The following is a 24,855-nucleotide window of genomic DNA, read 5'->3' as shown; positions in this document are numbered from 1 at the left end:
ACGCCAGCCAGACTCAGGATTCCACATCCATAAGATTAACGGGTATAGTGACTATCATTGAAGTAGGTTATCTTTTTGTTGTGAACTGATTATCATAAAGAAGAAACCGTTGTACCCTGAATAACAACGGAAATTAGGGGAGTTATTATGACCTGGGAATACGGACTCATTGGATTAGTGGTTGGACTTGTCATCGGCGCGGTCGTGATGCGCTTCGGTAATAAAAAACTGCGTGAGCAGCATACGGTTCAGTATGAACTGGAAAAATCCAAAGCTGAACTGGAAGAATACCGTAAAGAACTGACAAGTCATTTTGCACGCAGTGCAGAGTTACTGGACAATATGGCGCACGATTACCGTCAGCTGTATCAGCACATGGCGAAAGGTTCCAATAACCTGCTGCCGGATTTACCGGGTGACCAGAACCCGTTCACCTGGCAGGCGACAGAAGCAGAAGCCGATAACGATCAGGCCCCGGTACAGATCCCACGGGACTACTCAGAAGGCGCTTCAGGATTACTGAGAAACGGACCGGCGAGTCGTAAGTAACCTTCCCGGGTGCGGTCGCACCCGGATATCTTCATTTACCGGCATCTCCGGGCCAACTCCATCGTTTAATCGCGGGAACACCTTCAGAATGAAAAAACTATCGCCACTTTTGTTAGCTCTCTCACTGAGTGCCGGACTGAATTTATCAGTGTCACCGCTTGCCCATGCCACCCTGCCTGTTAAGGTGGATGGTCAGCCGTTACCTTCTCTGGCCCCGATGCTTTCCCGCGTTTTGCCTGCTGTCGTCAGTGTTCAGGTCAGTGGCGTACAATCTCCGGCCAGTGCTCAGGATACTCCTCAACCTCTGAAGAAGTTCCAGGGCCAGCCTCCGGCACAGTCTGCACAGCCACAGCCCTTTGAAGGCCTGGGATCCGGCGTCATTATTAATGCCGGAAAGGGATATATTCTTACCAATCACCATGTCATCAATGACGCGACAAAAATCACCGTACAGTTGAGTGACGGACGTCAGTTTGAGGCGAAAGTGGTGGGCAGTGATACCCCGACAGATATCGCACTCCTGCAGGTGAAAAACCCGAAAGACCTGACGCAGATTAACGTGGCAGACTCGGATCAGTTGCAGGTCGGGGATTTTGCCGTCGCTATCGGTAATCCGTTCGGTTTAGGGCAAACCGCGACTTCAGGCATTATTTCCGCACTGGGGCGCAGTGGCCTGAATATTGAAGGACTGGAAAACTTTATCCAGACCGATGCTGCCATCAACCGCGGTAATTCCGGCGGGGCTCTGGTCAATCTGCGTGGTGAGCTGATCGGTATCAACACGGCTATCCTGGCATCGAATGGCGGTAACATCGGCATCGGATTTGCCATCCCGGGTAACATGGCAATGAATATTGCCGACCAGCTGATCAAATACGGCCAGGTAAAACACGGGCAACTCGGTATCAAAGGCACGGAACTGACCCCTGAGATGGCGAAAGCCTTCAATGTGAACCTCAGCCGCGGTGCATTCGTGGCCGAAGTACTTCCCGGGTCTGCCGCGGCAAAAGCCGGTCTGAAAGCCGGGGATATCATCACCACTCTCGATGATAAAGCCCTGTCCGGATTTGCAGAACTAAGAGTAAAAGTCAGCACTCACTCACCAGGAGACAAATTACGACTGGGTGTACTGCGTGCGGGCAAACCTCTGAACGTTGTGGTCACGCTTGAACAGAGCGGCACTGCCGTGTCTTCCACTACCCGTCTTGATGAGCCTGCGTTCCAGGGCGCATCTTTAACTGATGGTGAGACGGTCAGTAAAGTGAAAGGGATCCGGGTCGTGGATGTGACCAAACAGAGCCCGGCCGCGCAGGTGGGTATGCATCCCGGGGATGTTATTATTAGTATTAACCGCCAACGGGTGCAGAATCTGGCTGAGCTTAAAAAAGTGCTGGAAACCAGGCCTGAGGTGATTGCACTGAATGTCATTCGCGGTCAGGAAAGTATCTACCTGTTAATGCGATAAAAATCAGATAACGACCGGCACAAGCTGATACCCGTCCCGGTCGTTATCATGTTATCCTTACTGCCCCTTTCCCTGCAAAACGATCGGCATGTTAATCAAATTATTACGTTCGGTGATTATCGGCCTTATTGTGGCTGGAGTGCTGTTACTGGTTATGCCCGGATTCCATACCGGAAGCTGGCTGTCAGGATTATTTAGCCATTCTTCTGACGCCTCTGAGGAACCTATTGTCAGTTTCAGCCAGGGAGTGAGACGTGCTGCGCCCGCAGTGGTTAACGTCTATAACCGTAATACCCAGGCCAATAATAATCAGGGGATCACCACCCTGGGGTCCGGGGTCATTATGAATGCCCGCGGATATATCCTGACCAATAAACATGTCATCAATAACGCCGGACAAATCATCGTTGCCTTACAGGATGGCCGGTTTTATGAGGCGACTCTGGTCGGTTCCGACGCGATGACCGACCTCGCCGTGCTTAAAATTTCTGCCGCCAACCTGCCAGTGATCCCGATTAATACCAAACGCATTGCACATATCGGCGACGTCGTGATGGCCATCGGTAATCCTTATAATCTGGGACAGACCGTGACCCAGGGAATTATCAGTGCCACCGGTCGGGTCGGACTGAGTTCGTCGGGCCGCCAGAATTTCCTGCAGACCGATGCCTCCATCAACCAGGGGAATTCCGGCGGCGCGTTAATTAACTCGCAGGGCGAACTGGTGGGTATCAATACTCTGACCTTTGATAAAAGCAGTGACGGTGAGACGCCTGAAGGCATAGGTTTTGCTATTCCTACCGCGCTGGCGACCAAGATTATGGATAAACTGATCCGTTATGGACGGGTGATCCGTGGCTTTATCGGGATCACTGCGCGCGAAATTCCTGCTTTCCATAGCCAGGGAACCAGCCTGGATAAAATCCAGGGACTGGTGGTGAGTGAAGTCGCCCCTGGCGGGCCGGCCGAGAAGGCAGGTATCCAGCCTAACGACCTGTTGCTTAGTGTGAACGGAAAACCTGCCCTGTCCGCTCAGGAAACGATGGACCAGGTGGCTGAGATCAGGCCAGGGGCTGTCATACAGGTGCAGGTGTTGCGTAATGATAAAAAGCTGACCCTGCCGGTGACGATTCAGGAATTTCCGCACGACAACTAAGCCGCCATCATCAACCGGCGCGGGGAGCGAAGCAGGCCCCCGCAGTCGGGGCTTATTATCCATCCTGAGACACTCTTACTGTTATCTGTTGCCGCGGTGCAACCTTGCCCCCGGCACCGCTCCTCTGCTGATGAATACTCCCTGACTGACGGTCATGCTCTGCCGGCCCCCTATCGGTAAGCCTCTCAGCCCTGCTCATCAGCCCCTGTGCTGAATATCAGGAAAGACGTAAACACCGCGAAAAAGAGATGAATAACATAAATAACCATGTGTACAGAGTTATATAGCGGTTTGGACTAGTTCAGGATTATTTGTTAAAATCCGCGCCCTGCTCACACCAGGGGCCAGGTCACAGGTTATATATTGCATAAAAATTCACCAGCATGCATAATAATGTAACTACTCTACGGAATCACCCTAATATAAAAAATGGTAGCCTATGCGAATCGCTTCTAAACAGGAAGATTTAGTCAGGGCATTCAAAGCCCTGTTGAAAGAAGAAAAGTTTAGTTCTCAGGGCGAGATTGTTGCTGCGCTTCAGGACGAAGGCTTTAACAATATTAACCAGTCTAAAGTGTCGCGAATGCTGACCAAGTTTGGCGCCGTTCGTACCCGCAATGCAAAAATGGAGATGGTCTACTGTCTGCCTGCCGAGCTCGGCGTACCAACGACGACCAGCCCGTTAAAGAATCTGGTTCTGGATATCGATTATAATGACGCACTGGTGGTCATTCATACCAGCCCCGGAGCGGCACAGTTGATCGCCCGCTTGCTGGACTCGTTGGGGAAAGCCGAAGGGATCCTTGGCACTATCGCGGGTGATGACACCATCTTTATTACCCCTTCCCGGGGGTTCACCGTGAAAAAACTCTACGATGCTATCCTGACATTATTCGAACAGGAACTTTAGTCGCGCACCTCTGCCTGCCGTCGTTACCCTGGCGGCAGGGGTTCCGTACCTTTAGCCGCATTCCCGCATTCCCGCATTCCCGCATTCCCGCATTCCCGCATTCCCGCATTCCCGCATTCCCGCATTCCCGCAGCATAAAACATCACACTTATGAAACAAAAAAGACAGTACCCGGGCGATAGCACAAAATGTTAAATTGATGCATCTTATTGTTTATATTGATAAAAAACAAACAAAGGTTAAATATCAGTCAACTGTTAGTTGAATTTGTTATAAAAAATATCAAGTAACCGGTTACACTTGACCGAATTATTATTAGCTACATATTAATTTCTTCCGTTATCAGTACTATAATCCCTTCCGTGATCGACATCACAAAAAATGAATATTAACTGAGGAATGAATCGTGAGTATAAAAGCCGCACTGGCTATGATGGGTGTATTATCTGTTGTTTCATTTACCGCTTCTGCTGCACAATCAATTAATAGCGAGCAGGCACAGGGTATGCATTCCATCGGGGTTATTACCGTCAGTGGCATTAATTCGGCACCATCAGATATTAATGAACAATTAAATAGTAAAGCAGATGCCATGGGTGCCCGGGCGTATGAAATCACTGAAGATTATATGAATGGTAATTATCATGCGACGGCAGTCGTTTATAAATAACGGCACCCTCTTTTTATAAGACAATACCTGCATAATGCGCCTGATAACAGGATAAGCATAACGGAAACAGTAAGGTGAACCTCTGCGGCATCGTAATTTATCCGCAGAGTAAATAAGATAGCCGTCGACCGACTCTGCAACCGTGAAATAAGATTATTATAATGACCGGGCCTGCCCGGAAAGAAGTTCCATCCCCTGAAAAATGTCATTTCAGCCCCCTTCCGGGGGCTTTTCTTATCGCCGGCTGGCGTGACACCCGCGACCGCAGGTTTTAGCTAATAATAACGTCTTCAGTTACAGGTTAATCAGGGTGCTCCGGTAACGGATCAGAATATCTTCCAGACGCCTTACCGGCTCGATCACGGTAACAGGCACCGAGTGTTCATGGAGCTTTTGCTGGTAAATTTCCAGTTCCTGTAATAGCTGATTGTAATAATAGCTCCGCCGCTCATCATTATGGGATGAAATCACCCGATCTCCGGTATGACGCAATCTGCGGTGGAATTCAGACAGATCATCGGTATGCGGGATATCAGCCTTCCGCAAGCGCTGATGACTGATAATCAATGTTAATGCCAATCGGTATTTATTAATATCATCCGGGAACAAATTCAGCAGCAGAAATAGTTGCTGATACAGTGCCGGCAGATGATTTTCCCGTCGTCTTTCAGGGTTCGTCGTCAGTGCAGACACCGCGGCATAAATAAAACGATTAAGAATTTTTCTTCCGGTGCGGGCTTTTGATTTATCCCTGATCAGTAATATCACCATCAGTGCCAGGAAACAGCCAATCACCTGGCCGAGCGCACTATCCAGGAAGGTATTAATACCGAAGTCCATCGGATTACTCAGGACCAGAATATTTAGCGTCCCCACGAAGGCCCCCAGGGTTCCGAGCTGGCGGCGTTGAATAAAAATGCCCGCAACGAAAGCCATCGTTCCCATAATAAGACACAACAGGAAAATACTTTGCTGTGTACCTGGCAGCAGGTACATGTAATACAACGCCCCGAGAGGAACGGCGACGGACATACCGTACAGAAAATCTTTCGCCAGCATCAGCGGATTAGGCAATCGCATGGCTAATGCGGTCACAACCGCCAGCATCACCATACAGGCACTGCCCGCATTCCAGCCGGAATAGAGCCAGAAGAGTGACCCCAGCGCGGTGGCAACAAAGGTACGGATCCCGTTAATCATCGCCGGATGCGTTTCGGCAGAACGCACATGCACAACAATTTCACGTTGCAGAATAGCTTCTTCAATATGGCTGATCCTGGCATTCGTTTTCAGCCCTTTCAGTAACACCAGATATTCACTGGCGGCACCTATCCATGTGCTGATAGTTTCCGGGACCTGGCGGTTCCCCGTTAACGTCACCAGACGCCGTAACGCTTTTAACTGCTGATAGAGTTCAGCAAAGTTACTGACATCACGGTTTATCAGCTCATAGAACGCCGTTGGTATGTACTCTTGCCGGGTCGTCCTGATAAGAAAGGTTTCGGCCGCCTGGGTTATCATGGTCAGAGACAGTATATTGAGCATCTTTACCCGGCGCCCGGAACGATGCCAGTGGGTCGACTCCATTCTTAACTGCTGGCGCATTCCCCCCAGTGCACTGGTACGACGGACTAATGCCCCCCAGGCTTTATCCAGCTCTTCTTTATCTGTCTGTCTGATACAGGTTTGCAGCAGCTGGTACTGAGCGATCAGTAATGATTCCGTTTCGTGATCGATCACTTTTTTAATCGAACGAGGGGAGAAAATAATATCGGCCAGGATCACACAAAAAATCCCGATGCTGATCTCACTGCAACGCTCAACGGCGAAACGGGGGACCAGGGCCAGTGAACCACTGGCCGCTACCGTCACGACGATAATTAAGGCGGTATAACCGGCCAGGCCTAATGCATAAGAATTCTCAGCCCGCATCAGCGAAGAGAGCCAGACACATAGGCCGGCCCACAGACAACACAACATCAGCATGACGACGGGCGCACGGGCGGTGAAGATCATGATAGTCAGTGCGGCGATACACCCAAGGAAGGTACCGATGATCCTTAAGACTCCCCGGTGGCGTAGCGCCCCTGAGTAAGGGTCTCCGCCGGTGGCGAACGCTTGTCCGCCGGCCACAATCGCTGCCGTCATCACCGCCCAGCGCGGAGTTTCTAAATTACAGAAGAACCCCAGCATCAGTGCCAGTAAGACGGCAAACGTCAGTTTGACCGGGAAACGTAAAAACTGAATCACCGACCCCACAATCAACCAAACTCACGTAGTCGTTTCAGTAAATCTGTCGCCGGAGACGGTTTTTCGTCAGGCCGGTCTTTATCCCCGGTGACCACAACGGTGGCCGTCGTCCCCGCCGGGAAACGGTTGCCAGGTTGTACGTCCAGATGGATGCGCACAGGAACACGCTGTGCCAGACGGACCCACTCCAGGTTCGAATCTACCGTCGCCATACCCTTGGAATCCACACTGCTGCTGCTGTTTGTCACCCCGGCGGCAATACTGTCAACCGATCCGCGCAGGACAGTATTACTCCCCAGCGGGGTAATTTCTGCCCGGAAGCCCGGTTTAACACCACTGAGTTTGGTCTCTTCCATGTAAGCGATCACATAGAATGTGCGGGCTTTTACCAGCGCAACGGCCACAGAACCGCGACTGATAAATTCTCCGCCATACACTGTCAGGTTCGTCACCCAGCCATCTGCCGGCGCCCTGACATCCGTACGGGTTAAATCGATCTGTGCTAAATCACGGGCGGCTTTCGCCTGGGCCAGTTGCTGCTCGCTGGTCTGCAGGGTGTTATTCGCCTGCTCTACCGCTTCTTTCGATAAGGCAACGGCACCGAGCTGGTTGCGGCGGGCGGCTTCACGGCGTTTTTCGTCCACAACCGACTGGTAGTAATCGACATTTGCCTGCGCTTCATCCAGTGCTTCCTGGAAACGTGGACGGTCAATTTCGAACAGCGTGTCGCCTTGTTTCACGAACTGGTTATCATGCACTTTGACATCAGTGATAAGTCCGGTCACGTCAGGAGAAATCGCCACGACATCGGCGGCAAATTTAGCATCCCTTGTCCACGGAGATTCGGTGTAGTACACCCAGGCGCGAAAAACGATCACGATGGCAACGACCACCAGGATCAGGGTTATCGCGTAACGTGCGACTTTTTTTATAAGCGTTTTCACTGAAACCTCAGACCATTAAACTGGAAACAAGATAAAAGACACAGCAATAAAGAGCCGTATTAAAGAGTGAAGGATGCCAGACCAGGTCATAAATCCCGGTGGGCGTCAGAATTCTTTTCACCACCCAGAACAGCAGCAGTGACAGAATGAGTTCAACGAAAACGGGCGGAAACGATAGCCCGAAAACGACTAGTACCGGGTGAACACTCATTAAAAATCCTTTAGAATCAAAACCATAAATCAAAAGGCATCCGAAATACCTGATGATCACGGCCTTCAACATCAGGATGAACGCGACCTGATGGCGGGTGAACCACAAGCATATGTCAACAAAAGCGATTTTGTATAATTTTCACTGGTAACTGCAGCACATAAATTATCGATGCGATCGGTCTATAGTAACGTGTCTGATAGTTAGTTTTCTACAAAATGTGACGTAAATCACTTTTAAGCGAGAGTTAATAATGGAAAGGTTAAAAGGAATGTCTGTGTTTGTGAAAGTGGTCGATCTTGGGTCTTTCACTGCAGCAGCACGGCAATTACACCTGAGTGTGTCTTCTGTCAGCCAGACTATCGCAAAGCTGGAAGATGAACTGCAGGTTAAACTTCTTAACCGCAGTACACGCAGCATAGGCCTGACAGAGGCCGGCAGGATCTATTATCAGGGCTGCCGGCGCATGCTGCATGAGGCGAATCAGGTCCATGAACAACTCTATGCATTTAATAATACCCCCATCGGTATGCTGCGCATCGGCAGTACCACCACCATGGCGCAGAATGTTCTGTCGCCGATGACCGCTCAGCTACTGCACGATTATCCCGGCCTGAGCGTCAACCTCATTACCGGTAACCCCGCGCCTGATTTGATAGCCCATGGGCTGGATTTGGTGATCCGCTCGGGTACCCTGGAAAACTCCGCACTCATTTCCCGTCGTCTGGGCAGTATGCCGATGGTGTTATGTGCCTCAAGGCATTTCCCGGGCCTCCATGAGTTACCCGGACGTCCGGAGGAGTTAGAAAGTTTTGCGTGGCTGGAATACAGTGTGTACCCCTACAATGAATTTGAGCTGGTTTCACCGGACGGCCAGACGCTAACGCTGGCACCGAAGGGACGTTTTGCCACCAATGACCCGCTGACCTTGATTGGCTGGCTGAAAGCGGGATCCGGCATCGCTTATGTGCCGTTAATGTGGATACTGGATGAAATTAACCGCGGTGAAATTGAGATCCTTTACCCGCAGTATCATGCGAAACCACGCCCGGTGTACGCACTCTATACCGAGAGGAATAAACTGCCGCTTAAAGTTCAGGTCTGCATCGATTACCTGACGGAATACTTCAGTGAAATGGCAAAAAAATATCAGGAGAACCGGGCAAGGAATTAGTACGCACCCCGGGAGGCTGGCGGTGCGTACTCAGATGTTGAGGAAGATCAGGCAGTACCACCGACCGTCAGTTTATCCAGTTTCAATGTCGGCTGACCGACACCCACAGGCACACTCTGTCCGTCTTTACCACAGACTCCCACACCTTTATCCAGCGCCAGATCATTACCGACCATAGAAATCTGCTGCATGGCTTCAATACCGGAACCGATCAGGGTTGCCCCTTTCACCGGCGACGTGATTTTCCCTTTTTCGATCAGATAAGCTTCGGAGGTTGAGAAGACAAACTTACCGGAGGTGATATCGACCTGGCCTCCCCCGAAATTCGGGGCATATAACCCATATTCAACGCTTTCGATAATTTCCTGTGGCGTTGACTGTCCACCCAGCATATAAGTGTTGGTCATCCGGGGCATGGGCAGATGAGCGTATGATTCACGGCGACCATTTCCGGTCGGCGGAACACCCATCAGACGGGCATTCAGCTTATCCTGCATATAACCTTTCAGCACACCGTTTTCGATCAACACGTTGTACTGGCCCGGCACACCTTCATCATCAATCGCCAGAGAGCCGCGCAGTCCGGAAAGCGTACCATCATCCACCACCGTACAGAGATCAGACGCAACCTTCTGCCCCATCTGTCCACTAAAGACCGAGGTTCCACGACGGTTAAAGTCCCCTTCCAGCCCGTGACCGACGGCTTCATGGAGCAGCACTCCCGGCCAGCCGGCCCCCAGTACAACCGGTAAGGTTCCCGCCGGCGCCGCAACCGCAGACAAATTAACCAGCGCCATACGCACGGCTTCTTTTGCCCAGGCATCTGCACGGACATCACCCTGTTCATCCGCCAGGAAGAACTCATAACCGGTACGCGCACCACCACCGCTGGCACCACGTTCACGTTTGCCGTGGTCCTCCACCAGCACACTGACCGATAAACGAACCAGAGGGCGAATATCCGCGGCGAATGTTCCGTCGGTTGCCGCTACCAGTACCTGCTCATAGATCCCCGTCAGACTGACGCTGACTTCCTGTACCCGGGAGTCCTGTGCGCGTGCCACTTTATCCACACGGTGCAGGAGGGTGATTTTATCTTCACGGCTCAGGCTATCCAGCGGATTAACCGCAGGATACAGGGACTTGTAGTTCACTGCAGACAGCGCTTTCACCTGCCCGTTGCCTTTTTCGCGCACAATGCTGCGGGCCGCGTCAGCACTTTGCTGAAGGGCATTCAGTGTTAACTGGTCAGCATACGCAAACCCTGTTTTCTCGCCACTGATCGCCCTGATACCGACACCCTGGTCGATATTCCAGGAGCCTTCTTTAATAATGCTGTCTTCCAGACCCCATGATTCATGGTAGCTCGACTGGAAATAGAGATCGGCATAATCCAGGCGGCGTTCTGAAAGCTGGCCTAACAGGGAAGAAATATCCTGCCGTGTAATATTATTGGCAGTCAGTAACTGCTCACTTACCAGATCCAGTGTCATGGTTTCTCACTTGTATTATCGCGTTTGACTATAGCCTGCTGGAATTCCGTGATGCCGTCAATTCAGACATCATTTCTCAGCCCGGGGCTTGCGGAGTATCTCGTTAATTTGCGGATCATCCAGGGTTCCGCCGATATGATAGCGCAGCAGGGAAATTTTATTCCACAGCGGTGCCAGGGCCTTACTTGCGGCAAACACCGCCGCCCCGACCACGGGATTAATAACAAATGCCGTCGCGACGCCGACAGATGCTGACAACTCCGGCGCAACACTGGCATTAAAATCGAGCCGGCGGCGGACAAAATCAGCATCGCCCTGCATCGTGATATCAGCTTCAAGCCCGTCGATAAATAAATTATCGGTGCGTAATACGCCATTTTCAATCCAGGCCGTCCCTTTAATCGCGTCAAAATAGAAACCTTTATTGCTGAAGGTATCTCTGAAGTCGAAACGCATCTTGCGCAGTAAGGCATCCACACTGACCAGGCGTAGCAGTTGTCCGGCAGCCCCGGTATTCACACTGGTAATTTCCCCTTTACCGGTTTCCACCTTCAGCAGTCCGCTCAGCGTCGGGAGATCCGGCTGCCAGGGCACTTTCTGCCAGTGAAGGTCATAATCCAGTTTCACCGGCGCACTCTGCAGAGGAGAATTCACCCCGAACCACTGTAATGTCCGGGTAATATTATGACTGGTCACTTCCCCTTTCAGAGAGGTGCGGGAGCGGGATCCTGACTGGTCCCATTCACCGCTGACGTTCAGACGGGTATGTCCGGCATCCAGCAGCCCATTAGTAAGTACTAACTTTCCATCGGACGGGGTTAACCGTGCGGAGAGTTTTCCAAGGTTCTGACCGGTCAACCAGCACTGAGCACAGTCCAGTTGCAGTGCCGGCCACTGGCCGAAGTTGTATTTCTGTGCCGTCGTATCCGTCAGGGAAGGGTTGCTCCCTGACGACCACTGTGGATTGTAGTACAGGTAGTCAAAATTCACCTGCCACGGACGGTGCGGGTTTATTTGTAACTGACCGCGTATCTCTTTACCGTTCGCCGCTATCCGTGTCGCGCCATCCACACTCCGTGACAGTAATACCGTCAGGTCGTTCCAGTTCTGGCCGCCCAGCGACAGTGACGGCGTATGCAGCGTGATGTTCCCCGGCAAATTAAACGGCTCACCGGTGGTTTTCAAGGCATTGTTATCAGACTGATTTCCCCCGAATAACGCCAGCCATTCCTCCCCCTGCAGCGCCGGCAGGTTCAGTATCATGGAGGGTGACTCCGGGAGTGCCGGCAGTTTCGAGGTATGGTCCTGCCACTGCCCGCGATCCAGCCGGAACTGCGGCTCAAGCAACCAGCGACTGATAAATTTCTGATCCTTTCCGGCACTGCCACTGAGCAGGAAACTGTTTAAATCCCCTTTGACATTAATTTCGAACGGGAATGCGCTACCTGAATCTTTTGACAGCGGCGAGGGTAAGTGACTGCTTACCTCTTTGGCATCTCCCTTGATCGCGACCTGATAGTCAGCTCCCCCGTGATACGGCAACCGGATACTGACGTTCCCCTGCCACGGTAATTGCCCGCTCAGTCGTGAACGCAGCGAAGCCGGAAGTAATTTCAGGGCCGCCGGGTGCCATTGGGACTGCAGAGCAATATCCACCGCAAAGTCTTTTTCCTGCTCATGGGTGCTGAACGAGAAGGCGACCGGTTGTCCGTACCATTGGGCATGCAGGGTATCGCTTTCCAGTGCACCATTCTGATACCTGAACTGACCGGTCATCTGCGTCAGACGGGTTTTTAATGGTTTGATATACAGGCTGTTATTATTCAGTCTGACATCCCCGGTCGCTGTCACCTGTTTTCCATCCAGCGGAATGTCCAGGTTGAGATGTCCGGCGACTTTTCCCTGAATCTGTAATTGTGCGAGCGTTGCCGCCAGAGATTTAGCCAGCGGCGTCTGACGGAAATAGTCATGAATATCCTGACCGCTCCCGCTGACATCGCCGTTGATAATTAACTTTTCCTGACGATAGTCGGTGATATCTGCGGTCAGGTTTTCTGCCACCGCGTTGCCCAGCCGGGCATGGGCCGCTTTCATCCATAAGCCGTCATTGACGAAATTCAGGTCAATATCCTGGTGCTGAAGGGCCGGCCAGTCCGGCTGAAAAGCATAGGTGGCATCACGCAGCGGAACATAGACCTGAAACACTCCGTCATGGCGGCGGAACGGGAAGTTATGCGGATCCCCGGCAAAAATCAGCGTCGCATTTTGGGTCTGCCCCCCTTTGATCGCGCCGCTCAGATAATCTGTCAGACCTTTGCCCATCAGGTGGTGAGGAAAATAGCGCCAGGCATCCCCGGCATCGGTCACATTCATGCCGGCCAGGATATCCAGACGCGGCTGGCCTCCTTTTCGCTGCTGATAGCGGAAGTTCCCTGCCGCCTTCAGCGAACGCGCGCTGGCAACCACATTTTCTCCGGACAGTAACAGGTTACCGTCCCGGGTATCCCAGCGGAAGGTTCCGGTGACCCCCTGTATTTCCAGGGGGGCTTTGAAGGTATCCCCGACCGTCAGATTTTGCGGGCCGGCCGACAGGCTGATTTCTCCCTGGTCAAAACGACCCCTGCCTTTGCCGGAAAGGTAACTGACGGCAGGCAGCTGTTTTTCGGCCTGCCAGCTAAGGTTATGCCAGCTGGCGAGAAAACGGCTCTGCTCAGGATGCTGTAAGGAAAAATCAATCGCCAGGCTATCCACATCCCCTGTAGGCTGCAGAGTTCGCCATTGCCCGGTCAGTTCAGGAGCCAGCGGCGCCAGCAGCGGCACCAGCGGTGCGATCCGTTGTAAATCCAGCCGGGTTGCCCGCAGGCGAATTTCTGAGGTCTCTGCGGCCCGCAGCAGATGATCCTCTTCTGGCTGCCAGTATAAAGAGAGTGAACCTTGCGGCCAGGCAACACCATCTGTCGCAAGCCCGGTCCGCGGAACAGATAACGCCCAGCCTTTCCCTGTACGGAACAGGTGGGCGGTAAGATTATCGACAGTGAGCTGATGCGGTTCCTGACCGGCCTGCCAGCGGGCACTGCCTTTGGTCAGTAACAGGTCTCCGGAGTCCGGCACCCCGCCTTTCAGATTGACCCAGGCTTGCAGGCTGAAATCGGCAGTCCGGAGGGTGGTGTTATCTTTCATCCAGCGCCCCAGCCAGGGTTTCGCATCGACACTCTCTGCCTGTAACCAGACCCTGCCGCTATCAATCATCCCGTTAATATCATTCAGGTCCAGCCTGACCTGAACAACACCATGCTGGCCAGTGATACTGCTCAGGCTGACTTCACCTTCCGCACGATGACGCTGGCCTTCATTAAACCAGGTCAGTTGCGGGATAGCTAAGTGTACCTGCTGTCCTGACAGGGACGGGAAACTTATCTGACTGTCGCGCAAGATAAAGTGGTCAAACCGGCGGAGAAAGAGATTTTCGACCTGAGCCAGGCCCAGCGACTGACGGGATGCGGAAGAAGACCGGGGTAAGGTACGGGCCGACAGTTGTAATTGCCAGAAGGTCAGATCACGGAACTGTAACCGGGCGTGCAGCAATGACTGCCAGACATCCAGCGCCAGCCGGACATGTGAAACCCCAAGGGTGGTACCGTCGTTAAGGGTACTGTGCAGGCCACGGACCTCAACCACCGGACCAAAATTTTCCCAGCGACCGGTGAGTTTATCGGCGCTAAGCCGGGTTCCGCTCAGAGAAGAGACTGCCGACAGGATTTCGGTACGGTACTCATTCATATGCGGCATCAGGAGCCGTAATCCACTGATCAGCAGAGCAACGATAACGATAAGCGTAGCGGCTATCAGCGACAAGATCCCGGGCAAACGCCTCACACACTTCTCCTTGATTAATTCAGTAAACCACCCCCCACAGGGTAAGCCGTTGCTAGCGATGAAACTTCTGATGTCTATTATAGCTGAACCCGGAATCATCATCCTGATAATCCCCGGGGACAACGACAGGGATAAGTCCCTTACATCATGACGACATCAAATTGTTCCTGGATATATAGCGGTTCGGCATGGATTTTGACCTGTTTACCGATGAATATTTCCAGTTCGGCCAGGGCGTGGGATTCTTCTCCTTTGAGGGCATCTCCCACGGCCTGCGAGGTGTACACCAGAAAGCTGTCAGTATCATAGGCGTGATGCACACGTACAATCTCACGCATAATCTCATAGCAAACGGTTTCAACCGTTTTTACTGTCCCGCGCCCGCTACAGGTAGGACACCCTCCGCACAGCACATGTTCCAGACTTTCACGGGTCCGCTTACGGGTCATTTCCACCAGCCCTAACGCCGAAAAGCCATGAATGCCGGTTTTTACCCGATCTTTACTCAATACATTTTCCAGAGAGTGTAAGACGCGGCGGCGATGATCCTCATTGGCCATATCAATAAAGTCGATGATGATGATCCCCCCGAGGTTACGTAATCTCAGCTGGCGGGCAATCGCCTGGGTCGCTTCAATATTGGTATTGAAAATCGTCTCATCCAGGTTCCGGTGGCCAACAAAAGCCCCGGTATTGATATCAATGGTGGTCATGGCTTCGGTCTGATCAATGATCAGGTAGCCGCCGGACTTGAGTTCGACCTTACGGTCAAGTGCCCGCTGAATTTCGTTTTCAACATCGAATAAATCAAAAATCGGCTGTTTGCCGCTATAAAGCTCGAGTTTATGCGTCATTTCCGGCATGTATTCCGCCGTAAACCCGAGCAGCAAATCATAGGTCTGACGGGAATCTATCCGGACACGATCGAGTTCTGCTTCCACAAAATCACGCAATACCCGCTGGGCCAGTGCCAGCTCACCATATAACAGTGAACGGGTCTGATGACGCTTTTTACGCTCAGAGACCTTGCCCCAAAGCCGTTTCAGAAAGGCGGCATCCTGTGCCAGTTCGGTTTCACCGACTCCTTCGGCAGCGGTACGGATAATAAAACCGCCGTTTTCATCACAATAATCTGCAACGACTTTTTTCAGCCGGTTCCGCTCTTTCTCACTTTCAATACGCTGGGAGACCCCCACATGCGAGGCTCCGGGCATAAAAACCAGATAGCGGGAAGGCAGTGTAATATCGGTGGTCAGCCTGGCTCCTTTAGTGCCCAAAGGATCTTTCACCACCTGAACCATCAGGTCCTGACCCTGGCGGACCAGTTCGGCGATATCACGGACCTGGAATTTTTTTTGCTCGTCACCGGCCACACATTCGGTGTGGGGGACAATATCTGAGGCGTGAAGGAATGCCGCCTTATCCAGACCAATATCGACAAAAGCAGCCTGCATACCGGGCAGAACCCGGCTGACGCGACCTTTATAAATGTTACCGGCAATACCCCGTCTGGACTCTCTTTCAATATGGATCTCTTGCAGGACCCCGCCATCAATATAGGCGACACGGGTTTCAGAGGGGGTGACATTTACAAGTAATTCAGCTGTCATACTGCTCCTTTTCCGCCGTTAAAACCTGTAACCGGGCGAGCAGCTCTTCTGTTTCCACCAGCGGCAGCCCGACAACGGCATAGAAGCTTCCATTAATATGGCGAACAAAACGGCCGCCTTTCCCCTGGATCCCGTAAGCCCCGGCTTTATCCATGGGTTCACCGCTGGCGATATAATTTTCAATATCAGCAGAACTCAGTTCACGGAAGGTAACCTGTGTAATGATATTTTCGGTCACTGCGCCCTGACGGCTGGCCACCGTCACGGCCGTCATGACCTGATGTGTTTTTCCGGACAGCATTGTCAGCATCTGCCGTGCATGGGCTTCATCGGCAGGTTTTTCGAGGACTTCGCCATCGGCGACCACAATCGTATCGGCCCCAATCACGGGTAAATCCACTGGCGCGAGACGCACACCTGCCAGCGCTTTATCGGATGACAGGCGGCACACATACGCTTCCGGAGACTCTCCGGGATGACGGGATTCTTCAACCGCCGTGATCAGGCGTTCAAAACGGAAACCTGCCTGAGCGAGTAATTCCTGACGGCGGGGTGACCCGGAAGCCAGATATAAATCGAGCATAATTATCCTTACTGGATGGCAAACTGATAACGAATTTTCCGCATCAGCAAATACAGCCATGGCCAGAGAATGCCGTTAACGATCCCCCCCCAGAAAATCTCCGGGCGGAAAGAGACATCGCTGACCATAAATTCTGCCCAGAAGACCACCACATCAACAAACAGTGACAGGACGGTCACCATGCAGGCTTGTTGCCACAGGGCAAGGTTCCGGAACAGCTGAAACTTGTAGGCCACCAGGTAAGCCACCAGACTGAGGGCCAGTGCCCGCACACCCAGTGTAGACCCGACAATCAGATCCATCACCGCCCCAAGGAAAAAGCCGGTGCCGACATTGACCCGATGGGGTAAAGCCAGTACCCAGTAGAGCAGGATCAGTAAGAGCCAGGAAGGCCGGAACATATAAAACTGATCCGGCCAGGGCATGACTTCAAGGATAAGAGCAATCAGAAAGGATAACCAGATAACCCACCGCCCCTGACTCCTGTAATGACTGGTCAAGGACGTTCTCCACGGGCAGAAGGCGCGGAGGCTGCCGCAGGGTCGTTATTCACCACTCCGCGTCCGGCCTCACCCGCTGGCGGTAATACCTGCGGCATCACCTGCATCAGTCGCTCATCGGCGGCCTGATGCACGGCTTCCGGAGCAATATGGCTGCCATCCGTGGTGTTACTGTTCCAGAGTAACAGCAAATAACGCAGTCGTTGTAAGCCCGCAGCAGGCTTCGCCTGAATAATTGTCGCGGCACTGCGGGTGTCCACCGACACTGAAGAGACCACCCCCACCGGATAACCTTCCGGGAAACGTCCCCCCAGTCCGGAACTGACCAGAACATCCCCGACACGAATATCCGGGTTACCGGACATATTCTCCAGCTGCAGATTTTCAGAACATCCGGCACCGGTAGCGATCGCACGGACATCGTCACGCAATACCTGCACCGGCAAGGCATGGGAAGCATCACAAATCAGCATGACCCGACTGGTAAATTTACCGACAGAGACCACCTGACCCACTACGCCTTTTTCGCTGATCACCGGTTGCCCTTCATAGACACCATTGTCACTACCGCGATCGATGATGACCTGATCGCTGTAAGGATCTGCCCCCGCAGAAATTACCTGAGTAATCATTTTACGCTCACCGGGACGTAACGGTGACCCCAGCAATTCACGCAGACGAATATTTTCCTGCTTATACTGACCCAGCAGTAATAACTGACTATCTTTCAGCATCAGTTCACGGCGCAATGCCACATTCTGCTGTTCCAGCATCTGCCGCGAAGCCAATGTTTCAGCAGCACCATCCAGAAAACGTCTGGGGCCATCTGCCAGAAAATAAAACGGGCTTACAGAAGTGTCGAGATAGCTACGGATCTCCCGGAAAGATCCCAGACGGCTATCAGCAATGATAATTGCTATCGCGGCAACGACTGCTAAAACTAAGCGTAACTGCAGAGACGGGCCTCTGCTAAAAATCGGCTTCATAAATCCTGCGTGTTCCTCAACAAATATTAAGGGAGTGCGTTTAGCCTGCACTCCCTTAGGCTGGACACGTCATCATTGGGTGTTCAGACAGCAATCTCTGGCTATTAAGTGTAGCCAGTAAAACGCCCAGGGTCCGGCCGGATGATCACTCTTCGCTAAAGAGATCACCACCGTGCATATCGATCATCTCTAACGCTTTACCGCCACCACGGGCGACGCAGGTTAAAGGATCTTCAGCGACTACCACAGGAATTCCGGTTTCTTCCATCAATAAACGTTCGAGGTTACGCAATAAGGCTCCCCCGCCGGTTAATACCATACCGCGTTCTGAAATATCAGATGCCAGTTCCGGCGGGCACTGTTCCAGGGCCACCATCACGGCACTGACGATACCGGTGAGAGGCTCCTGCAGCGCTTCCAGAATTTCATTGGAGTTCAGCGTAAATCCGCGAGGAACACCTTCGGCCAGGTTTCTGCCACGAACTTCAATTTCCAGCACTTCATCACCCGGATAGGCAGATCCTATCTCGTGTTTGATACGTTCAGCCGTGGCTTCACCAATTAATGAACCGTAGTTACGGCGCACATAATTAATAATAGCTTCATCAAAGCGATCACCGCCAATACGTACCGAAGAGGAGTAGACCACACCGTTCAGAGAGATCACTGCCACTTCGGTCGTACCGCCACCGATATCGACAACCATTGAGCCGGTGGCTTCAGAAACCGGCAGCCCGGCACCGATAGCTGCCGCCATCGGTTCTTCGATAAGGAAAACTTCACGAGCACCCGCACCCAGTGCAGATTCGCGAATGGCGCGACGCTCAACCTGAGTTGCGCCCACCGGGACACAGACCAGTACGCGCGGACTCGGGCGCATAAAGCTGTTACTGTGTACCTGTTTAATAAAGTGCTGTAACATTTTTTCGGTGACGAAGAAGTCAGCGATCACACCGTCTTTCATCGGGCGGATGGCGGCAATGTTACCGGGGGTACGACCCAGCATTTGCTTAGCTTCCTGACCGACGGCAGCAACACTCTTCGGAGAGCCGGCACGATCCTGACGGATAGCGACCACAGAAGGCTCGTTCAGCACGATGCCTTGCCCTTTTACATAAATCAGGGTATTGGCGGTACCCAGGTCAATGGACAAGTCATTGGAAAACATGCCACGAAATTTTTTAAACATATCTAAGGGGTAATCCTGCAAGCTGGGGGCGGAAAATAAAATCCGCTTACTTTACCAACCACACGAAGCCGCCACAAGGCGCAACAACATTCTGCTCCGGTGAAAAAATAAACAATTGTACATTTATGCCAGCATGATTTGTAGCAAGCATCATCACAGTACTGTAAACCCGACATTTTTCCGCCAGCCATTTTTAACGTCAATCGCTAACGGAAACAAAATTTAACATTTAGAGTCTGTTTTTCAAACAGCCAGACTCTGAAAAGACAACAGAATTATCTCTCAGAAAACCCGGTTCGCCCGTGTTTCACTGCATTTCCCGGGGTCTTTTCTTCACAGCGTCATTCCGCATAAATTTAACCGGTAAGGGTGGCGCAATAAAATCGCCTTGTCCACCGCTAACACCTAAATTTATCAGCATCATCCACTCTTCACGGGTTCTGACACCGGTAGCGAACACTAACGTTGATACCGCATGACAACTTTCGACCAGGCTACTCACCAGTAACTGGTTCTCCGGCCGCCGCTCAATATTACGCACCAGTCCGGCATCCAGTTTGATAGCCCCGGCTTTTATCCGGGGTAAATACGCACTGCTGACCAGGGTCTGACCTGCCTGACTGATAACAATCCGGCACCCGAATGCCCGCAGATTATGCAACACGGTAAATAACCGGTCGATGTGTTGACACACATCTGCCTCAGCAAGTTCAAATAAAAATCTTTTTCTTTTAGATCGGGGGATCTGTAATAGCATTTTGTAAAGCCACTTCGCAAAAGGGCGTTGTAACAAGGCGTCTATCGTTAGCGGAAACGACCAGGTCCCCGCTCCGCTTTCTGCCGCCAGCAAAAAGCCGCGGGTCAGAAACTGGCGATCCCAGAGAGCAGCCATACCCATGTCACACACCAGGGGCATATATTCTGCAGGCAGAATAGCGTGATCATTATCGTTAATGCGCCCTTGTAATACCCGATGATGTATCTGGCCCTGCCAGTCAGTGACCGCTTTTTGCAATAGCAACGGCCCGCCCCGCTGATAGGTATTTTCCAGCAAGGTTCGCCAGCGAACACTGCCGCGCCCCTGCTTCAGATGCTGACTCTCTTCAACCGCCCAGTTATTACTGCCCAGCAAGGTCGCCCTGCGCATTGCCAGATCCAGTCGCTCCATGACTTGTGTCATGCTTTGCCCGCGCTGCCAGTCACTGATCGCGATATGCACAAAATCGTCTTTATTATAGTTCCCGAACGGTGCAGAGGCTTCCGCGGCGGTGATCAGCTTTGCCGCGATCCCCTCGGCTTCTTTTAGCGACCGGTGAGGCAATAATACGGTGAAGTCATTCTGAAAATACCGGGCCAGTAAAGCCCCCGGATAGCAACTGACCAGCGCGGACACACTATGAACAAATTCAAACAAACGGTGATTTTGCCGCTCTGCTTCGCTCGTGTCCGGCACCCCGTCTGACGCGGTAAAACGAAGCATGATAATACAGCCATGCTCTGCGGCCTCTTCCTGCGAATCGAGTAAGGTGGCAAAACGACTGTTAAAGAAAAGACGGTTATTAAGCCCGCTTTCACTATCCAGAGACGCAAATTCGCGGATGAGATTATCTATCCGTACGCGCTGAACCCCCGCCTGTTCTATCTCCTCCAGCAGCGTATCAATCGCCTGACTGACTTTCGGAGGCCATTCGGTTGTTTCCCGGGTGACTGTCTGGCTGCGATCGCCTTGCAAAATTCGCTGGCTTCGGGCTTCCAGTCGGCCCATCCCTGAAGACTCCCGGTCTAACCAGAAATGCAGCAGCAGTAGCAGGACCGACATCACCAGCACGACGATCCCCATCACGATAAAGGTGGAGATACCCGCAAATGACGCAAGCCAGGTCTGGACCGGATTCAGGATAGTAATACGTAGCGTCAGAGAGGGATGGTGCATTAATGTGGCGGAAAAATGGTAAAAACGGTTGGGTGTGTCTTCAACCAGAGGGAACTCATGACGGGCAAGTCTGATGACCGCATGTTTCCCGTCATACAATTCAAGTCGTTCAATATTGACGACCGGCATCACCCCTCGCAACCAGCGCGTCATTTCCTGCGGGGTTCGGGTAAAGAGCGCCTGATCGACAGAGGTGGCCAGCGTATTAAACTGATGTTCGATGCGCTGCTTGTTGAGCCAGAGAAAACTGGCTATACAGCCGAATAACATCAATAACATCGCCAGCATACTGACAAAAGTGATGAGTGCGGTAAGCCGTGTCGTTGAACGCATCCCTGTGCTCCCGGTGACTGAATCCGATCCAGAATAAGATAATATCAGCATCCCGCTGACCGTTGAGCGAAAATAGCATAAGCCTTTACTCTCTGCAGTGATAACGGCCGGCAAACACATTTCTTTACGTTCCGGCCTTGCCCGTGCAGAAAAATGGCTGGCTATACTTGGTACTCAGCCGGCAGAACGCTGGCTGCCTTATCACTCGTCGAAACATCCCCCGGAGGAACCTGGCATGAATAAACCTTTGAAAGAATCAGACGTCACTCCGGAGCAGGTGTTCTTCTGTTCACGCCGGAAACTGCTGAAGCTGCTCGGGATCAGCAGTGCTGCCCTGTCACTGCCGATGACCGCGAAGGCCGGTCTGGCAGACTGGTTTAGCGGGGCATCCTCCGAGCCTCCGCTGGCCTCCCCTCCGCATCCCATCGACTTTACCTCTCCGGCCCGGTGGCAGGCAAAGCTGACCCTGACCCCGGAACAAAAAGTCACCGGCTATAACAATTTTTATGAGTTCGGGATGGATAAAGCCGACCCCGCGGCGAATGCCCGTCAGTTTAAAACCTCCCCCTGGAATATCACGATTGATGGTGAAGTTGCTCACCCGATGACGCTGGATATGGACGATATTTTCAAAAAATTCCCGATGGAACAGCGTATCTATCGCATGCGCTGTGTTGAGGCATGGTCAATGGTGGTGCCATGGATAGGATTTAGTCTGGCATCCTTGCTGAAAATGGTGGCTCCCACCAGCAATGCCCGCTATGTCGCTTTTCAGACCCTGTATGATCCGCAACAGATGCCAGGACAGCAGGAGGGGCTGAACAGTGCCGGATTACAGTACCCTTATGTCGAGGGGTTACGCCTTGATGAAGCGATGAACCCTTTGACCCTGCTGACGACCGGTGTCTATGGCAAAACATTACCGCCGCAGAATGGCGCCCCCTTACGCCTGATCGTGCCCTGGAAATATGGGTTTAAAGGCATTAAATCCATCGTGAAAATCAGCCTGACCCGGGAACAGCCCCCCTCAACCTGGAACCTGATGGCGCCGGACGAATATGGCTTTTATGCCAATGTGAACCCGCATGTGGATCATCCTCGCTGGTCACAGGCGACAGAGCGGTTTATCGGCCCCGGCGGGTTATTGGATGTCAGCCGGCAACCCACACTGATGTTTAACGGTTATGGCGGGGAGGTCGCTTCGATGTATAAGGATATGGATTTACGGAGATATTTTTAATGGCGAGCCGCGGAACCCCGGGTACGGTAACAATTATCCTGCTAAAGTGCCTGATGCATCTGGCCGCCTTTGCCCCGTTTATCTATCTGGTTTTTTCTGTTCGTTCGGGCGGGTTCAGTGCCGATCCGGCCAAAGATATACAACATTTTACCGGGCTTATCGGGCTGAAGTTACTGATGGCCACCTTGCTGGTGAGCCCGCTGGCAAAAGGGTTACGCTTTCCTCAGCTTCTGCGCTGCCGCCGGCTGCTGGGGATATGGTGTTTCGCCTGGGCCACCCTGCACCTGCTGAGTTACTATTTTCTGGAGCTGGGGGTGGGTAATCTGTCTTTGCTGGGGCAGGAGATCGTCCGACGGCCCTACCTGACGTTAGGTATGATCAGCTGGGTGCTGCTTTTTCTGCTGGCGATAACCTCTTTCAGGCGCGTGCAGATACGTGCAGGCCAGCGCTGGCAAAAACTGCATAACAGCATCTACCTGCTGGCGATAATGATCCCCGTCCACTATTTATGGTCAGTAAAAGCCTACTCCCTGCAGCCTTTTCTCTGGCTGGCTTTCGCCGTGTTACTGTGCGCACTTCGCCTTAAAAAACTGTGGCGTAAAACCGATTTATAAGTTTATCAGGTTGGCTTATTGCCGTAATTTCTGTTAAAAAGTGCCGCGGACCAAGAATTGATAAACTTCGCGGATAAAACGACTAATATGCGGCGAATTGCCTCGAAAGCGATATAATCGAAAAATTCTTACCCCCTGAGAGCCTCTTTTTTGCCAGAATGGGTGACAAATGCAAACGGGGAGAGTATTTTACGCAATGCCTTTATTTTTGCAGGAGATAGCCACACGATGGCAGATAACTTTCATATTTTGCTTCTCAATGGCCCGAACCTTAACTTGCTGGGAACCCGGGAGCCGGAGACCTATGGTCATACGACCTTGCCGGATATCGTCAGTGAGGTAACGCGTCAGGCCGGGAAACTCAATGTGAAACTGAGTCACCTGCAATCGAATGCGGAACATCAGCTGATTGACCGCATTCATGAGGCAAAAGGCAATGTGGATTACATCATTATTAATCCTGCCGCATTTACGCACACCAGCGTCGCCCTGCGGGATGCCTTGCTGGCGGTCAGCATTCCTTTTATCGAGGTGCACCTGTCTAATGTGCATGCTCGTGAACCTTTCCGCCATCATTCCTATCTCTCCGATATTGCTGCCGGTGTCATCTGCGGATTAGGTACCGACGGCTATCACTGGGCTTTACAAACGGCAGTTAAACGCCTGTCAAATTCAAATTAAACAGAGTACGGAACCACACTCATGGATATTCGTAAAATTAAAAAACTGATCGAACTTGTTGAAGAATCCGGCATCGCTGAACTTGAAATTTCAGAAGGTGAAGAATCCGTTCGCATCAGTCGTTCACCTGCTAACATGGGTTATCCGGTAATGCAGCAGGCGTATGCTGCCCCTGTTGCACCTGCACCGGTCGCTGCCAGCGCACCTGCGCCGGTCGCCGAACCTGCCGCTGCTGCCAGCAAAGAAGTCAGCGGACATATCGTTCGTTCACCGATGGTAGGAACCTTCTACCGCACACCAAGCCCGGATGCCAAACCTTTCGTTGAGGTCGGTCAGAAGGTCACTGCCGGTGAAACTCTGTGCATCGTTGAAGCAATGAAAATGATGAACCAGATTGAAGCTGACAAGTCAGGTGTTGTGAAAGCTATCCTGGTAGAAAACGGCCAACCTGTTGAATTTGACGAGCCATTGGTCGTCATCGAATAACG

Annotated in this window: 21 protein-coding genes; 10 read left to right on the top strand and 11 right to left on the bottom strand. The window is 52.1% G+C overall.

What is annotated here, in order from left to right; all coding sequences use genetic code 11:
- Nucleotides 1-147: 147 nt before the first annotated feature.
- The 5 genes from zapG (at nucleotide 148) to ABD035_RS05430 (ending at nucleotide 4,750) form a co-directional block, all read left to right on the top strand.
- Nucleotides 148-549: a Z-ring associated protein ZapG gene (zapG, locus tag ABD035_RS05450; RefSeq protein ID WP_212714965.1), complete on the top strand. Its 402-nt coding sequence runs from the start codon at nucleotides 148-150 to the stop codon at nucleotides 547-549.
- A gap of 88 nt (nucleotides 550-637) precedes the next feature.
- On the top strand, nucleotides 638-2,014 hold the full coding sequence (locus ABD035_RS05445; protein ID WP_212714966.1) for a Do family serine endopeptidase: 1,377 nt from the start codon (nucleotides 638-640) through the stop codon (nucleotides 2,012-2,014).
- A gap of 88 nt (nucleotides 2,015-2,102) precedes the next feature.
- Nucleotides 2,103-3,170: an outer membrane-stress sensor serine endopeptidase DegS gene (gene degS, locus ABD035_RS05440; protein ID WP_343868360.1), complete on the top strand. Its 1,068-nt coding sequence runs from the start codon at nucleotides 2,103-2,105 to the stop codon at nucleotides 3,168-3,170.
- Between the two features lie 439 nt (nucleotides 3,171-3,609).
- Nucleotides 3,610-4,080, top strand: coding sequence for a transcriptional regulator ArgR (argR, locus tag ABD035_RS05435; RefSeq protein WP_212714968.1), 471 nt, complete (start codon nucleotides 3,610-3,612; stop codon nucleotides 4,078-4,080).
- A gap of 406 nt (nucleotides 4,081-4,486) precedes the next feature.
- A complete protein-coding gene (locus ABD035_RS05430) occupies nucleotides 4,487-4,750 on the top strand; it encodes a YdgH/BhsA/McbA family protein (protein WP_343868358.1) in 264 nt (87 codons plus the stop codon).
- Between the two features lie 294 nt (nucleotides 4,751-5,044).
- On the opposite strand, the gene aaeB is transcribed toward ABD035_RS05430, so the two are convergent.
- From aaeB to aaeX, 3 genes are read right to left on the bottom strand one after another with little or no spacing between them, the layout of a single operon-like run.
- On the bottom strand, nucleotides 5,045-7,000 hold the full coding sequence (gene aaeB / locus ABD035_RS05425; protein WP_343868356.1) for a p-hydroxybenzoic acid efflux pump subunit AaeB: 1,956 nt from the start codon (nucleotides 6,998-7,000) through the stop codon (nucleotides 5,045-5,047).
- An 11-nt stretch (nucleotides 7,001-7,011) separates the two neighbouring features.
- Nucleotides 7,012-7,944 carry a p-hydroxybenzoic acid efflux pump subunit AaeA gene (gene aaeA, locus ABD035_RS05420; RefSeq protein ID WP_212714971.1) on the bottom strand — a complete coding sequence of 311 codons (933 nt, stop codon included), beginning with the start codon at nucleotides 7,942-7,944 and terminating at the stop codon, nucleotides 7,012-7,014.
- A gap of 7 nt (nucleotides 7,945-7,951) precedes the next feature.
- On the bottom strand, nucleotides 7,952-8,155 hold the full coding sequence (aaeX, locus tag ABD035_RS05415; RefSeq protein ID WP_025903802.1) for a p-hydroxybenzoic acid efflux pump operon protein AaeX: 204 nt from the start codon (nucleotides 8,153-8,155) through the stop codon (nucleotides 7,952-7,954).
- Nucleotides 8,156-8,408: 253 nt separating this feature from the next.
- Here aaeX and aaeR point away from each other — a divergent pair, with 253 nt between their 5' ends.
- The gene (gene aaeR / locus ABD035_RS05410) at nucleotides 8,409-9,329 is read left to right on the top strand and encodes an HTH-type transcriptional activator AaeR (RefSeq protein ID WP_343868351.1); all 921 of its coding nucleotides are present in this window, start codon (nucleotides 8,409-8,411) and stop codon (nucleotides 9,327-9,329) included.
- Between the two features lie 47 nt (nucleotides 9,330-9,376).
- Here the strand turns inward: aaeR and tldD are convergent, their stop codons facing one another.
- From tldD to csrD, 8 genes are all read right to left on the bottom strand, one after another.
- Nucleotides 9,377-10,822 (bottom strand): metalloprotease TldD, encoded by a 1,446-nt coding sequence (gene tldD, locus ABD035_RS05405; RefSeq protein WP_212714973.1) that lies wholly within the window; start codon nucleotides 10,820-10,822, stop codon nucleotides 9,377-9,379.
- Nucleotides 10,823-10,891: 69 nt separating this feature from the next.
- The gene (yhdP, locus tag ABD035_RS05400; RefSeq protein WP_343868348.1) at nucleotides 10,892-14,698 is read right to left on the bottom strand and encodes an AsmA2 domain-containing protein YhdP; all 3,807 of its coding nucleotides are present in this window, start codon (nucleotides 14,696-14,698) and stop codon (nucleotides 10,892-10,894) included.
- Nucleotides 14,699-14,838: 140 nt separating this feature from the next.
- Complete coding sequence (gene rng / locus ABD035_RS05395; RefSeq protein WP_343868346.1) at nucleotides 14,839-16,308, bottom strand: ribonuclease G; 1,470 nt, start codon at nucleotides 16,306-16,308, stop codon at nucleotides 14,839-14,841.
- The gene (locus ABD035_RS05390; protein WP_343868344.1) at nucleotides 16,298-16,891 is read right to left on the bottom strand and encodes a Maf family protein; all 594 of its coding nucleotides are present in this window, start codon (nucleotides 16,889-16,891) and stop codon (nucleotides 16,298-16,300) included. Before ABD035_RS05390 ends, rng begins: the two co-directional genes overlap by 11 nt.
- Nucleotides 16,892-16,899: 8 nt before the next feature.
- Entirely contained in the window at nucleotides 16,900-17,391 is a 492-nt protein-coding gene (mreD, locus tag ABD035_RS05385; RefSeq protein ID WP_212714977.1) for a rod shape-determining protein MreD, read from the bottom strand.
- Nucleotides 17,388-18,377 (bottom strand): rod shape-determining protein MreC, encoded by a 990-nt coding sequence (gene mreC / locus ABD035_RS05380; RefSeq protein WP_212714978.1) that lies wholly within the window; start codon nucleotides 18,375-18,377, stop codon nucleotides 17,388-17,390. Before mreC ends, mreD begins: the two co-directional genes overlap by 4 nt.
- 145 nt (nucleotides 18,378-18,522) lie before the next feature.
- The gene (gene mreB, locus ABD035_RS05375; RefSeq protein WP_029686262.1) at nucleotides 18,523-19,566 is read right to left on the bottom strand and encodes a rod shape-determining protein MreB; all 1,044 of its coding nucleotides are present in this window, start codon (nucleotides 19,564-19,566) and stop codon (nucleotides 18,523-18,525) included.
- A gap of 307 nt (nucleotides 19,567-19,873) precedes the next feature.
- On the bottom strand, nucleotides 19,874-21,832 hold the full coding sequence (gene csrD / locus ABD035_RS05370; RefSeq protein WP_343868340.1) for an RNase E specificity factor CsrD: 1,959 nt from the start codon (nucleotides 21,830-21,832) through the stop codon (nucleotides 19,874-19,876).
- 235 nt (nucleotides 21,833-22,067) lie between these two features.
- Between csrD and msrP the strand changes: the two genes are divergently transcribed.
- From msrP to accB, 4 genes are all read left to right on the top strand, one after another.
- The gene (gene msrP / locus ABD035_RS05365; RefSeq protein WP_343868338.1) at nucleotides 22,068-23,072 is read left to right on the top strand and encodes a protein-methionine-sulfoxide reductase catalytic subunit MsrP; all 1,005 of its coding nucleotides are present in this window, start codon (nucleotides 22,068-22,070) and stop codon (nucleotides 23,070-23,072) included.
- Entirely contained in the window at nucleotides 23,072-23,686 is a 615-nt protein-coding gene (gene msrQ, locus ABD035_RS05360; protein WP_343868336.1) for a protein-methionine-sulfoxide reductase heme-binding subunit MsrQ, read from the top strand. Before msrP ends, msrQ begins: the two co-directional genes overlap by 1 nt.
- A 228-nt stretch (nucleotides 23,687-23,914) precedes the next feature.
- Nucleotides 23,915-24,367: a type II 3-dehydroquinate dehydratase gene (gene aroQ / locus ABD035_RS05355; protein ID WP_212714982.1), complete on the top strand. Its 453-nt coding sequence runs from the start codon at nucleotides 23,915-23,917 to the stop codon at nucleotides 24,365-24,367.
- A 21-nt stretch (nucleotides 24,368-24,388) separates the two neighbouring features.
- Nucleotides 24,389-24,853 (top strand): acetyl-CoA carboxylase biotin carboxyl carrier protein, encoded by a 465-nt coding sequence (gene accB, locus ABD035_RS05350; RefSeq protein ID WP_212714983.1) that lies wholly within the window; start codon nucleotides 24,389-24,391, stop codon nucleotides 24,851-24,853.
- Nucleotides 24,854-24,855 lie beyond the last annotated feature (2 nt).

The organism is Tatumella terrea (assembly GCF_039523755.1).
Taxonomy (GTDB): domain Bacteria; phylum Pseudomonadota; class Gammaproteobacteria; order Enterobacterales; family Enterobacteriaceae; genus Tatumella; species Tatumella terrea.
This window is presented reverse-complemented; position numbering and strand designations above follow the sequence as displayed.